At 75.5% G+C, this 11,592-nt stretch carries 13 protein-coding genes and 2 riboswitches; of the genes, 2 read left to right on the forward strand and 11 right to left on the reverse strand.

Features of this window, described 5'->3' with window-relative positions; genetic code table 11:
• Positions 1-89: 89 nt before the first annotated feature.
• Positions 90-575 carry a phosphatase domain-containing protein gene (locus EV189_RS18080; protein WP_130494457.1) on the forward strand — a complete coding sequence of 162 codons (486 nt, stop codon included), beginning with the start codon at positions 90-92 and terminating at the stop codon, positions 573-575.
• Between the two features lie 20 nt (positions 576-595).
• On the opposite strand, the gene EV189_RS18085 is transcribed toward EV189_RS18080, so the two are convergent.
• The 4 genes from EV189_RS18085 to EV189_RS18100 are packed head-to-tail and all read right to left on the reverse strand — an operon-like array spanning position 596 to position 4,089.
• Positions 596-1,444, reverse strand: a complete 849-nt coding sequence (locus EV189_RS18085) for a phosphatase PAP2 family protein (RefSeq protein WP_130494393.1) — start codon at positions 1,442-1,444, stop codon at positions 596-598.
• A gap of 26 nt (positions 1,445-1,470) precedes the next feature.
• Positions 1,471-2,502 carry an NAD(P)/FAD-dependent oxidoreductase gene (locus EV189_RS18090; protein ID WP_130494394.1) on the reverse strand — a complete coding sequence of 344 codons (1,032 nt, stop codon included), beginning with the start codon at positions 2,500-2,502 and terminating at the stop codon, positions 1,471-1,473.
• A gap of 1 nt (position 2,503) precedes the next feature.
• Positions 2,504-3,013 (reverse strand): isoprenylcysteine carboxyl methyltransferase family protein, encoded by a 510-nt coding sequence (locus EV189_RS18095; protein WP_130494395.1) that lies wholly within the window; start codon positions 3,011-3,013, stop codon positions 2,504-2,506.
• Between the two features lie 2 nt (positions 3,014-3,015).
• Complete coding sequence (locus EV189_RS18100) at positions 3,016-4,089, reverse strand: type III polyketide synthase (RefSeq protein WP_130494396.1); 1,074 nt, start codon at positions 4,087-4,089, stop codon at positions 3,016-3,018.
• 267 nt (positions 4,090-4,356) lie between these two features.
• Between EV189_RS18100 and EV189_RS18105 the strand changes: the two genes are divergently transcribed.
• Complete coding sequence (locus EV189_RS18105; RefSeq protein WP_130494397.1) at positions 4,357-4,551, forward strand: DUF5999 family protein; 195 nt, start codon at positions 4,357-4,359, stop codon at positions 4,549-4,551.
• Positions 4,552-4,675: 124 nt separating this feature from the next.
• On the opposite strand, the gene gcvP is transcribed toward EV189_RS18105, so the two are convergent.
• The 7 genes from gcvP to EV189_RS18140 form a co-directional block, all read right to left on the reverse strand.
• Complete coding sequence (gcvP, locus tag EV189_RS18110) at positions 4,676-7,498, reverse strand: aminomethyl-transferring glycine dehydrogenase (RefSeq protein ID WP_231116543.1); 2,823 nt, start codon at positions 7,496-7,498, stop codon at positions 4,676-4,678.
• Between the two features lie 32 nt (positions 7,499-7,530).
• Positions 7,531-7,627, reverse strand: a riboswitch (glycine riboswitch).
• Positions 7,628-7,722, reverse strand: a riboswitch (glycine riboswitch).
• 42 nt (positions 7,723-7,764) lie between these two features.
• The gene (locus EV189_RS18115; RefSeq protein WP_130494399.1) at positions 7,765-8,358 is read right to left on the reverse strand and encodes a MerR family transcriptional regulator; all 594 of its coding nucleotides are present in this window, start codon (positions 8,356-8,358) and stop codon (positions 7,765-7,767) included.
• A 130-nt stretch (positions 8,359-8,488) separates the two neighbouring features.
• A complete protein-coding gene (locus tag EV189_RS18120; RefSeq protein WP_130494400.1) occupies positions 8,489-8,971 on the reverse strand; it encodes a bifunctional nuclease family protein in 483 nt (160 codons plus the stop codon).
• A gap of 97 nt (positions 8,972-9,068) precedes the next feature.
• Positions 9,069-9,791 (reverse strand): transcriptional regulator FtsR, encoded by a 723-nt coding sequence (gene ftsR / locus EV189_RS18125; RefSeq protein ID WP_130494401.1) that lies wholly within the window; start codon positions 9,789-9,791, stop codon positions 9,069-9,071.
• Positions 9,788-10,297 (reverse strand): FHA domain-containing protein, encoded by a 510-nt coding sequence (locus EV189_RS18130; protein WP_130494402.1) that lies wholly within the window; start codon positions 10,295-10,297, stop codon positions 9,788-9,790. Before EV189_RS18130 ends, ftsR begins: the two co-directional genes overlap by 4 nt.
• 141 nt (positions 10,298-10,438) lie before the next feature.
• Positions 10,439-10,810, reverse strand: a complete 372-nt coding sequence (gene gcvH, locus EV189_RS18135; protein WP_130494403.1) for a glycine cleavage system protein GcvH — start codon at positions 10,808-10,810, stop codon at positions 10,439-10,441.
• A 47-nt stretch (positions 10,811-10,857) separates the two neighbouring features.
• Positions 10,858-11,592: a DUF881 domain-containing protein gene (locus EV189_RS18140; protein ID WP_165400379.1), complete on the reverse strand. Its 735-nt coding sequence runs from the start codon at positions 11,590-11,592 to the stop codon at positions 10,858-10,860.

Raw genomic sequence — 11,592 nt, forward strand, 5'->3', positions numbered from 1 at the left:
CGGTGCACTCCAGCCTCGTCCACCCCGAACCCGTGCACGTCCTCTCCGCGCAGTCCGAGGGCGCGGTCGACCAGCCGGCCCCCGGCGAGCTGCCCTACGCCGCGGTGGACGTGGATGGCGTGCTCGCCGACGTCCGCCACCGGCTGCCGCACCTGCAGCACCGGCCGAAGGACTGGGACGCGTTCTTCGCCGCGGCGCCCGACGACCCCCTGCTCCCGGAGGGCGAGGCCGTCGCCCGGCGGCTCGCCGAGGACCACCGGATCGTCTACCTCACTGGCCGGCCCGAGCGCTGCCGGCGCGACACCGAGGCCTGGCTGCAGCAGCACGGGCTGCCCGAGGGCAGGCTCGTCATGCGCCGCCAGGGCGACCGCCGCCCGGCCCGGGTCACCAAGGTCGAGCTGCTGCGCCGGCTGATCCAGGAGGCCCCCGTCGACGTGCTCGTCGACGACGACGTGGAGGTGCTGGAGGCGGCGCGCACGGCGGGATTCGCCGTGCTCCCCGCCGACTGGATGCCGCGCGCCCTCGACGAGCAGCTCACGCTCGCCGACGCCCAGCAGACGGAGGGCCGGACCTGATCCTCCGGGCTGCCCGGGACCTACCCTGCGCTCGCCGGCACGGTGGCCGGCGCCACGGGCTCGACCACGCTCGGAGGAGCCGACCGACCGCGGAGCAGCCGGGGCACGCCCAGCACCGCCAGGGCGGAGACCGCGAGGAGGACCTCGCTGACCGCCCCGTCCGCCCAGTAGTGGTTGCCGGTCACCACGACGACGAGCGACATCGTCACCGGGTGGACCAGCCCGAGCCAGCGCCACCGGGAGCGCCAGAGCACGACGACGGTCAGGCCCACGAGCGTCGACCACAGGACGTGGATGGAGGGCATCGCCGCCAGCTGGCTCGCCGCGCCGAGGCCGCCGGGACCGTAGACCGTCTCGCCGTACTCCGTGCCGAGGTCGACCACCAGGTGGCCCGGCAGCAGCCGTGGCGGAGCGACCGGTACGACCTGCACGGCCGTCGCGAGCAGCGTGGCAACGATGATGAGCCGACGCAGCCGCGCGTAGGCGCTGCGGTGGTACCACCACGTCCAGGCCAGGCAGATGGTGAGCACGGTGAAGTGCCCGTAGATGTAGTACGCGTCGGCCGCGTGCGCGAGCAGCGGCGTCCCCGACACCGGGCGCTGGACCCAGGCCTCGCTCGGCAGGTGCAGGGCGCGCTCGGCCGACCAGATGTCCTGGCCGCGGCGTACCGCTCCGCGCTCGTCGTGCAGCGTGTAGGCCCCCACGAGCATCCAGACGCCGTACAGCCCGACCATGACGGCGCACTCCCGGGCCGCGAGCGCGCCGATGCGCGCCCACCTCCACGGGAGCAGCGCCAGCGCGAGCCCGAGCAGCGCCCAGGCGGCGCACAGCTCGGCGGCCGTCCGCCAGCCGAAGCTCAGGTGGAACACCCGACGGACCCTACCTCGCGGTGCGCTCAGGCCAGGGCGCCGACGACCCGCTCGAAGACCCGCGGCAGGCGCGCCGCGGCCGGCACGAGCGCCGACCGGACGGGTGGGACGCGGGAGGCGGAGAGCAGCCCGAGGGTGAGGACCCGCGTGCGGCGCGTGCTCCGGGCAGCCCGCGCGGCGTACGCCTCCGCCTCGTCGCGCACCAGGCAGCGCACCAGCTCGCCCGCCCCGCGCAGGCCGACGGCGATGCCCTCGCCGGTGAGCGCGTCGACGTAGCCCGCTGCGTCGCCCGCGAGCAGCACCCGGCCGGCGCGCAGGTCGCTGGCGCCCTGGCGCAGCGGGCCGGCGCCCCGGACGGGGCCGCCGACCGCGTCGCCCAGCCGGGCCCGCAGCGCGGGGAAGCCCGCGAGCAGCTCGTCGTAGCCGCGGCCGCTGCGCGTGCTGAGCAGCGCGACGCCGACGAGGTCCGGCCCCACGGGAGTGACGTACGCCTCGGCCCCCGCCGTCCACGACACCTCGACCTCGTCGCTCCAGGGGGCGAGGGCGTAGTGCCGCCGCAGCCCGTAGCGCGCCGGGCCCCGCTCGGGCGCCGCGAGCCCGAGCGAGCGGCGCAGCGGGGAGTGCAGGCCGTCCGCGGCGACGGCCCAGCGCGCGCGGACGCCACCGGCGCGGACGTCGTCCGCGGTCTGCTCGACGGCGTCCACCCGCAGCTGGCGCAGCTCGACCCCGCACTCCAGCGTCCGCGCGCGCAGGGCGCGGGAGAGCTCCAGGCGCCGCACGCCGCGCCCGGTCCCGCCACGGAAGCGGGCGGAGGCGCGCACCGACCCGTCTGCCGTGAGGTACGCGATGCCGCCGATCGCGCACCCCTCGGGGTCCGCGCCGAGCGCCTGGACGAGCCCCAGCGCCGTCGGCATCAGCCCCTCGCCGCACGCCTTGTCGACGGGGTACGCCCGCTGCTCGGCCACGACGACCCGCATCCCGGCCTCGGCGGCGAGCACGGCCGTGCCCAGCCCGACGGGGCCGCCGCCGACGACGAGGAGGTCGACCGGAGCGCTCATCTCAGGCCAGCGACGCGAGCGCGCGCTCCTCGGCGCGCAGGCGCACCGCGAGCAGCGGGAGGTTGAGCAGGGTGAAGGCGGCAGCGGTGATCCACGCGGAGCGGACCAGCGGCAGCGCGAGCCCCTCGACGACGACCGCGACGTAGTTGGGGTGCGCCAGCCAGCGGTACGGGCCGCCCGACACGCGCGCGAGCCCCGGCACGACGATGACGCGGGTGTTCCACTGCCGCCCGAGCGTGCGGATGCACCACCAGCGCAGGGCCTGGGCGAGGACGACGAGCGCGAGGCACGTCCAGCCGAGGGCGGGCACGAACGAGCGGTGCAGCAGCCCCGCCTCGAGCAGGCAGGCGGCGAGCAGGCCGGTGTGCAGCGTCACCATGAACGGCCAGTGCCCCTGGCCGCTCTCCCGCCCGCCCTGGGACAGGCTCCAGCGCGCGTTGCGGGTGGCCACGACGAGCTCGGCGAGCCGCTCCAGCGCGACGGCGAGGACGAGCACGACGTACCAGGCCATGCTCACCAGTCCAGCAGGACGAGCTCGGAGCAGAAGCCCGGCCCCATGGCGAACAGCAGCCCGGGGTCGTGCGCGGCAGGCGGGCCGGCGGCGACCGTGCGCTCGAGCACGGAGATGACGGAGACCGAGGAGAGGTTGCCGGCCTCCCGCATGGAGTCCCAGGAGTGCTGCAGCGCGTCGGGCGCCAGGCCCAGCACGCGGGTCACGGTGTCGAGGACCTTGGGACCTCCGGGGTGTCCGACGAGGACCCGGATGTCGCTGACGTCGAGGTCATGACCCGAGAGGAAGCCCTTCACGTCGCGGGCGAGGTGCTCCTCGACGACGTCGGCGACGCTGGCGGCCAGCACGAGGCGGAACCCGGTGCTGCCGATGTCCCAGCCCATGACGCGCTCGGTGTCGGGGTAGAACGCGCTTTGCGAGTCGACGACGGCGGGCGTACCGGCTCCGGCGGCGAGGCCCATCCGCTCGGCGCGCCGCTCGCCGACGAGGACGACCGCGCCCGCGCCGTCGCCGAACAGCCCGCTGCCGATGAGGTTGGGCACCGAGTCGTCGTCGCGCTGCACGGTCAGCGAGCAGAGCTCCACCGCGAGCAGGACGACGACGTCGTCCGGGTGGCCGGCGAGGTGGTCGGCGGCGCGGGCGATCCCGGCCGCGCCCGCGACGCAGCCGAGGCCGAACAGCGGCAGGCGGCGCACGTCGGGGCGCAGTCCCAGCCGGCCGACGAGCCGCGCGTCGACGCTCGGGACGGCGAGCCCGGTGACCGTCGTCGAGATGACGAGGTCGACGTCGGCGGGCTCGAGGCCGGCGCGTTCCAGCGCGGAGCGCACCGCGCGCTCCCCCAGCTCGACGGCGACGCGGACGAACGCGTCGTTGGCGGCGGTGAAGTCCAGGCCCGCGTAGTCCTCCAACGCGAGGGCGAGGTGCCGCGTCTCGACGCCCGTCGCCCGGTGGAAGCGGTCGAGCAGCGCCAGCTTGTCCTCGCCCGGGTGGACGACGGCGGCGAAGGCGCGGGTGATGTCCTCCTGGGCGTAGCGGTGCTCAGGCAGGGCGGTGGCCGCAGCCGCGATCCGGGTCACCCCTGCACGCTAGTCGCCCCCCGGCCCCGTGCCACCTGAGCAGCCACCCCACGGGCACAAGCAGCAGCCCTCCAGCGTTCACCTCCTGGCGCTGCACCAGGCATGAACCGAGTCCTGGGCCTTCCGGCTCCTCCGAGTAGGCGGGTGCGATCGGGTGGACCCCGTGACGATCTCCGTCGCGGAGGTGAAGGACTCGTGAGGACGCGCCGAAGGGAGTTGGACGTGAGAAGAGCAGGACGCGAGATGCAGGACACGAGGAGCGAGACCATGAGCTGCAGCCACACCCCGGAGTGCCCGGACGCCGCCGCCCCCGACCACGAGGCCGCGGTGATCGTCTCCAGCCACTACGAGCAGGGCTGGGCGCTGCTGTGCAACGGCGTCGTGCTGTTCGAGGACACCGGCGAGCTGCTGCCCGGCGGGATCGCGGTCGAGCCGCACCGCCGGGCCTTCGCCGCCGCCTGAGCGAGCTCAGGCAGTGTGACCGCCTGAGCGAGCTCAGGCAGTGTGACCGCCTGAGCGAGCTCGGGCAGTGTGACCGCCTGACCCCGCTCCCGCCGCCCGGCAGGTCCCGGGCGGCGGCGCTCCCCTAGTCCTCGTACGCCTCGATCGGCGGGCACGCGCAGACGAGGTTCCGGTCGCCCCACGCGGCGTCGATCCGCGACACCGGCGGCCAGTACTTGGCCGCGCGGTCCACGCCCTCGGGGTACACCGCCTCCTTGCGGGTGTAGGCCCGGTCCCACTCCTCGGCCAGCAGGTACGCCGGGTGCGGCGCCCGCGCGAGCGGGTTGTCCCCTGCGGGCCAGCGCCCGGCGGCCACGGCCGCCGCCTCCTGCCGGATCGCGATCATCGCGTCGCAGAACCGGTCGATCTCGCGCAGGTCCTCGCTCTCCGTCGGCTCCACCATCAGCGTCCCGGCGACCGGGAAGCTCATGGTCGGGGCGTGGAAGCCGTAGTCGATGAGCCGCTTGGCGACGTCGTCGACCGTGATGCCCGTCTCCTTCGTCAGCGGGCGCAGGTCGAGGATGCACTCGTGGGCCACGAGCCCGTCGTGCCCGCTGTAGAGCACGGGGTAGGAGTCGCGCAGCCGCGCCGCGACGTAGTTGGCCGACAGCACGGCGACCTCGGTGGCGCGGCGCAGGCCCTCGGCGCCCATCATCCGGATGTACATCCACGGGATCGGCAGGATCCCGGCGCTCCCCCACGGCGCCGCGCTGACCGGCGCGCTCTCCGGCCGCTCGCCGCCCAGCGGGTGGCCGGGGAGGTACGGCGCGAGGTGCGCCCGCGCCGCTACCGGGCCGACGCCGGGACCGCCACCGCCGTGCGGGATGCAGAACGTCTTGTGCAGGTTGAGGTGGCTGACGTCGGCGCCGAACGCGCCGGGGCGCGCGATGCCGACGAGCGCGTTGAGGTTGGCGCCGTCGACGTAGACCTGGCCGCCGGCCTCGTGCACGAGCTCGCACACGGTGGTGATGGTGTCCTCGTAGACGCCGTGCGTCGACGGGTAGGTCACCATGATCGCGGCGACGCGCCCCTCGTTCGCCGCGATCTTCGCGCGGAGGTCGTCGAGGTCGACCTCGCCGTCGTCCGTGGTGCCGACGACCACGACGCGCAGCCCGGCGAGCACCGCCGACGCGGCGTTCGTCCCGTGCGCGCTGGCCGGCACGAGGCAGACGTCGCGGCCCTCGTCACCGTTGGCGCGGTGGTACCCGCGGATCGCCAGCAGCCCGGCGAGCTCGCCGGACGCGCCGGCGTTCGGCTGCACCGAGACCGCGTCGTAGCCCGTGACCTCGGCGAGCCAGTGCTCGAGGTCGGCGATGAGCCGCCGGTAGCCCTCGGCGTCCTCGGCCGGCTGGAACGGGTGGACGTCGGCGAACTCCGGCCACGAGATGGGCTCGAGCTCGCTGGTGGCGTTGAGCTTCATCGTGCAGGAGCCGAGCGGGATCATCCCGCGGTCCAGCGCGTAGTCCCGGTCGGACAGGCGCTTGAGGTAGCGCAGCAGCTCGGTCTCGCTGCGGTGGTCGGTGAACACCGGCGCCGTGAGGTACGCGCTGGTGCGTCCCAGCGCCGCCGGCAGCGCCGGCTCGGCGGCCTCCACCCGGGCCGCGCCGAACGCCGCGAGGACTGCGTCGACGTGCTCCGGTCGCGTGGTCTCGTCGCACGACACACCGACGCGGTCGGCGTCGACGAGGCGCAGGTCGACGCCGGCCTCGCGCGCTGCGGCGACGACCTGCTCGGCGCGCCCCGGCACCACCGCGGTGACGGTGTCGACGTACGCGTCGGCCGCGAGCTCGACGCCCGCCGCGCGCAGCCCGGCGGCGAGGTCGGCGGCGTGGCCGTGGACCCGCTCGGCGATCGCCCGGAGGCCCTCGGCGCCGTGGTAACTCGCGTACATCGCGCTGACGACGGCGAGCAGGACCTGCGCGGTGCAGATGTTGGAGGTCGCCTTGTCGCGCCGGATGTGCTGCTCGCGGGTCTGCAGCGCGAGCCGGTACGCCGGCTGCCCGTCCGCGTCGCGGCTCAGCCCGACCAGGCGGCCGGGGAGCTGGCGGGCGAGCTCGTCGCGCACCGACATGAAGCCGGCGTGCGGGCCGCCGTAGAACAGCGGGACGCCGAAGCGCTGCGCGCTGCCGACGGCGACGTCGGCGCCCCACTCCCCGGGCGGGGTCAGCAGCGTGAGCGCGAGCAGGTCGGTCGCCGCGGCGACGAGGCCGCCGCGCTCGTGGACCTCGGCGGCGAGCGCGCGGAGGTCGTGGACGGCGCCGGAGGAGGTCGGGTAGCTCAGCAGCACGCCGAGCACAGGCCCGTCGGGCAGGCCCTCGCGCACCACGTCGCGCACGACGAGGGGGATGCCGAGCGGCTCGGCCCGGCCGGTGAGCAGCGCGAGCGTCTGCGGGTGGGTGTCGGCGTCGACGACGAACGCCCCGCCCTTCGCCGCGCCGCGCGCGACCCGCGCGGCCATCGTCAGCGCCTCGGCCGCGGCGGTCGCCTCGTCGAGCAGGCTCGCGCCGGCGACGGGCAGCGCGGTGAGGTCGCTGACCAGGGTCTGGAAGGTGAACAGCGCCTCGAGCCGGCCCTGGGAGATCTCCGGCTGGTACGGCGTGTACGCGGTGTACCAGGAGGGGTCCTCGAGCACGTTGCGGCGCACGACCGCCGGGGTCAGGCAGCGGAAGTACCCGAGGCCGATCATCGGGACCCGGACGGCGTTGCGGGCGGCGAGCGCGCGCAGCTCCGCGGTCGCCTCCTCCTCGCTGGCCGGCAGCGGCAGGTCGAGCTCGGCGGTGGAGCGGATGCCGGCGGGGACCGCCGCGTCGAGCAGGGCCTCGAGGCTGTCGTAGCCCAGCCGCTGCAGCATCTTCTGCTGCTCGACCGGGTCGGGGCCGATGTGGCGGGCGGTGAAGGGGGACGTCACGGCAGCCTCCAGGGGGCCGGGCAGGGCGGAGCGGCTCCCCCTCTGTCGCTGGGCCTGAGAGCTTCACCGGCCGCGTCGCCGGCTTTCTCCTTCGGCGAGGAGCTCGAGGCTCCTGCTCTTCAGAGGCGTCTCCCCTGCGCGGTCCTAGGGCCTGAGAGGTTCCGGGGAGGTTGCTCCTTCGGCGCACCGCGCTGGCTGCGCGGCGACTCTCCCGCGCGGGATCGTCGACCCCCCCAGCCTAACGGCTGGGACCCGGGACCGGCGCGTCAGCCCGTGCGGCGGGCGCGGCGCGCGCTGAGCTCGTCGGTGCCGGCGGCGTGCTCGGTGTCGTCGGGGCGCACGCCCGGCAGCTCGGCCAGGCTCCCCTCGACCTCGCGCCACACGCGCCCGACGGCGATGCCGAAGACGCCCTGGCCGCCCTGCACGAGGTCGACGACCTCGTCGGCGGAGGTGCACTCGTAGACGCTGGCCCCGTCGCTCATGAGCGTGATGCCGGCGAGGTCGTCGACCCCGCGCTGGCGCAGGTGCTGGACCGCGGAGCGGATGTTCTGCAGGCTCACGCCGGTGTCGAGGAGCCGCTTGACGACCTTCAGCACGAGGATGTCGGTGAAGGAGTACAGCCGCTGGGAGCCGGAGCCGGCCGCGGAGCGGACGCTCGGCTCGACCAGCCCGGTGCGGGCCCAGTAGTCGAGCTGGCGGTAGGTGATGCCGGCGGCGGAGCAGGCCGTGGGCCCGCGGTAGCCGACCTGGTCGTCCTGCGGCGCGGCGTCCTCGAACAGCGAGCCCTGGTGGGCGACCGGCTGGGGTGCGGGGCGGCCCGCGGGCGCGTGGGACGCGCCGGTCCCGCTCGTGCGGCTCATGCCCGCCTCCTGGCCGTTGCTGCTGCCCGTCGCCCGGACCCCGCGGATGGTGCCACCCGTGGAACTACAGCGACGGTGTTCCTGTGCCCGAACGGTACGGCCGCGCCCCTCCCGGGGTCAACGACGCGGGCTACGACGGCGTGTTGCCGCCCGCCTCGAAGTCCTCGGGGGAGATCGAGTCGAGGAACTCGCGGAACTTCTCGACCTCGTCCTCCTGCTCGTCGGGGATGGCGATCGCCGCCTCCTCGAGCACGGCGGGGTCGCACCACACCGGGCTGCCGGTGCGCAGGGCGAGCGCGATGGCGTCGGAGGGGCGCGCGCTGACCGAGACGCCGCCGGAGAGGCGCAGCTCGGCGTAGAACACGCCGTCGCGCAGCGCGGTGATGTCGACCCGGTCGAGGGTGCGGCCGAGCCCGGTGAGCACGTCGCGGAGCAGGTCGTGGGTCAGCGGCCGGGTGGGCACGACGCCCTGCTGGGCGAAGGCGATCGCCGTCGCCTCCACCGCCCCGATCCAGATGGGGAGGTAGCGCTCGCCCTCGGTCTCCTTGAGCAGCACGATCGGCTGGTTGGAGGGCATCTCCACGCGCACACCCACGACGTCGAGCCTGTTCACCCCGCCACAGTAGCCCGCTCCCGCGGGCTGCGTCGGGAGCGAGCGGGACCGAGCGGGACTGCGCGGGACTGCGCGGGACTGCAGGGCCCAGCCGGGCTCAGCGGTCCTCGCCGTCCACCGCGGCCTTCACGAGCAGGGCGTGCAGGCGCAGGGTCAGCGCGCACAGCTCGCGCACCGCCTCCTCGCGCCTGGCCTGGGAGTCGGCCTGCCGCTGGCGCTGCAGGGGGTCGGTCACCTGCAGCACGAGGTCGGCCTCGCGCTGCGCGGCGGTGCGGAAGGGGCGCAGGTGGCGCGCCTCGACGCCGAAGCGGGCGAGCTCGGCGACCGTCTGCGCGACGCGCAGGTCGTCGCGGTCGTACCAGCCGCCCTCGGGCGCCCGGAGCAGGCCGTGCCCCTCGACCTCGGCCAGCTGGCGCTCCTCCAGCCCGGCGGCCTCGCAGAGCTCGCGGCGCGAGAGCCGCAGCGGGGGGCCGCCGGCGTCGGCGGGCAGCGGCGTGCCGGGCTCGGGGACGACGCGCGGCACCCGCGGAGCCGTGAGCGCCGTCTGCGGGGGCTCGAGCCCGCGGTCGAGCGCGTCGAGGTGGTCCTTGATGACCCGCAGCGGCAGGTAGTGGTCGCGCTGGGCGCGCAGGACGTAGCGCAGCCGCTCGACGTCGGCGGTGGAGAACTTCCGGTAGCCCGACGGCGTGCGCTGCGGCTCGACCAGCCCCTCGGCCTCGAGGAAGCGGATCTTCGAGATCGTCACGTCGGAGAACTCCTGGCGCAGCTCCGCGAGGACCTCGCCGATGCTGCGGCTGGCGGGCGCGGGCAGGGCGCTCACCCCCTGGCTCCTCCGCCGCTCCCGCCGGCGAGGTAGACCAGCCGGTACTTGCCGATCTGGACCTCGTCGCCGCCCGTCAGCGGCGCGGTGTCGATGCGCTCGCGGTTGACGTAGGTGCCGTTCAGGCTCCCGACGTCGCGCACCTCGAAGCCGCCCTCGACGCGGACGAACTCCACGTGCCGGCGCGAGACGGTGACGTCGTCGAGGAAGATGTCGCTCTCCGGGTGGCGGCCCGCCGTCGTCACGTCCTCGTCGAGGAGGAAGCGGCTGCCGGCGTTGGGCCCGCGGCGCACGACCAGCAGGGCGGACCCGGGCGGCAGCGCGTCGACCGCGGCCAGGTCCGCGGGCGTGACGCCGGCCGGCTCCTCGGCCTCGACGGCCGGCTCCGGCGTACCGCCCAGCGGCAGCGCGGTGGTCGCGTCGACGGGACGCAGGGCGGAGCCGCACGTGCTGCAGAACCGCGCGGACTCGTCGTTGGCGTGCCCGCAGTGGGTGCAGAACGGCATGCGCTTCTCCTCCAGCTCGACGGCGTGTCGACCTCCACTCGAGGTCGAGGGTCGGACCTGTCCCGGAACCTACGGCCCGCAGCGGTGCGGGTCAACCGCGCTGGGGCGAGCCTACGTCCCGTCCCGCGCGCCGAGCGCGGGTCAGCCGCCGGTGAGCGAGGAGTACCCCGCCGCGTCCAGCAGCTCCACGCCCTCGGTGGAGCCGCGCACCTCGAACATCCAGCCCTCGCCGTACGGGTCGGAGTTGACGAGCTCCGGCGTGGCGTCGAGCGCGTCGTTGCGGGCGACGACCTCACCGCTCACCGGTGCGTAGACCTCGCTGACGCTCTTGGTGGACTCGACCTCGCCGCACGACTCCCCCGCGCTCACCGTGTCACCGACGGAGGGCAGCGACACGAAGACCACGTCGCCGAGGGCGTCCTGGGCGTAGTCGGTGATCCCGACGCGCACCACGCCGTCCTGCTCGCGCAGCCACTCGTGCTGCTCGGTGTAGTGCAGCTCCTCGGGGACCACAGCGCCTCCTGCTCGTCTCGGACTCGGTCTGGTCGGGCGCGGGCAGCCTAGTGGCCCGGGCTCCCCGAGGGCAGGGGCGAGGGCGGCAGCGACGTGCCGGGCAGGGGCCCGAGCTCGAGCGCGCCCGCGCTCGTCAGCACCGGCTCCAGCTGCAGGGCCTGCAGGTCGTCGAGCACCCCGCCGGGGATCGCGAGGCCGGTGCGCAGCTCCTGGACCGGGCCGATCGCCTGGAGGAGGTACGGCGCGGAGACCTCCGCGCTCCCGCCGGTCCAACGCACCTCGACGCCACCGCCGACGTCGACGAAGGCGCTGCTGGCGACGATCCGCACGCCGTCGACGGCGACCACCTCGGCGCCCGCGTCGCGCAGCTCCTGCACGGCGTCGAGCAGCGTCGCGGCGCCGACGGCGCCGTGCGGGTCGGGCACGCGCAGCTCGACCCCGGGTCCGCGCGCCGCGCGCGTGCCGGCGAGCACCTCGAGCTGCTCGGCGCGGCTGCGCGCCTGCGCGGCCGCCGCCTGCTGGTCGGCGCCGGCCGCCCGCAGCCGGTCGAGCTGCGCCTGGAGCCGGGCCTGCTCCTGGCGCAGCTGCTGGGAGCGCGCCTCGGTGTCGTCGAGGATGCGGACGAGCTCCGGCTGGCGCAGCCCCGCGAGCCCGGACCCCGTCGCGGAACGCGCCTGCACGACGAGCCCGAAGCCGACCAGGGCGAGCAGGACCGCGACGACCGCCTGGCCGCGGCTGGGGCGCAGCGCGCGGCGCAGCAGCTCCAGAGCGGGTGCGGTCAC

Origin of the sequence: Motilibacter rhizosphaerae, from assembly GCF_004216915.1 — a bacterium.
Taxonomy (GTDB): Bacteria; Actinomycetota; Actinomycetes; order Motilibacterales; family Motilibacteraceae; genus Motilibacter; species Motilibacter rhizosphaerae.

Excerpts from the sequence above, each read along its gene's own strand:
- EV189_RS18130 (WP_130494402.1), bottom strand. The coding sequence starts at position 10,297 with ATGCCGTTCTGCACCCACTGCGGGCACGCCAACGACGAGTCCGCGCGG.
- EV189_RS18115 (WP_130494399.1), bottom strand. The coding sequence starts at position 8,358 with ATGAGCCGCACGAGCGGGACCGGCGCGTCCCACGCGCCCGCGGGCCGC.
- EV189_RS18090 (WP_130494394.1), bottom strand. The coding sequence starts at position 2,502 with ATGAGCGCTCCGGTCGACCTCCTCGTCGTCGGCGGCGGCCCCGTCGGG.
- EV189_RS18095 (WP_130494395.1), bottom strand. The coding sequence starts at position 3,013 with ATGGCCTGGTACGTCGTGCTCGTCCTCGCCGTCGCGCTGGAGCGGCTC.
- EV189_RS18105 (WP_130494397.1), top strand. The coding sequence starts at position 4,357 with ATGAGCTGCAGCCACACCCCGGAGTGCCCGGACGCCGCCGCCCCCGAC.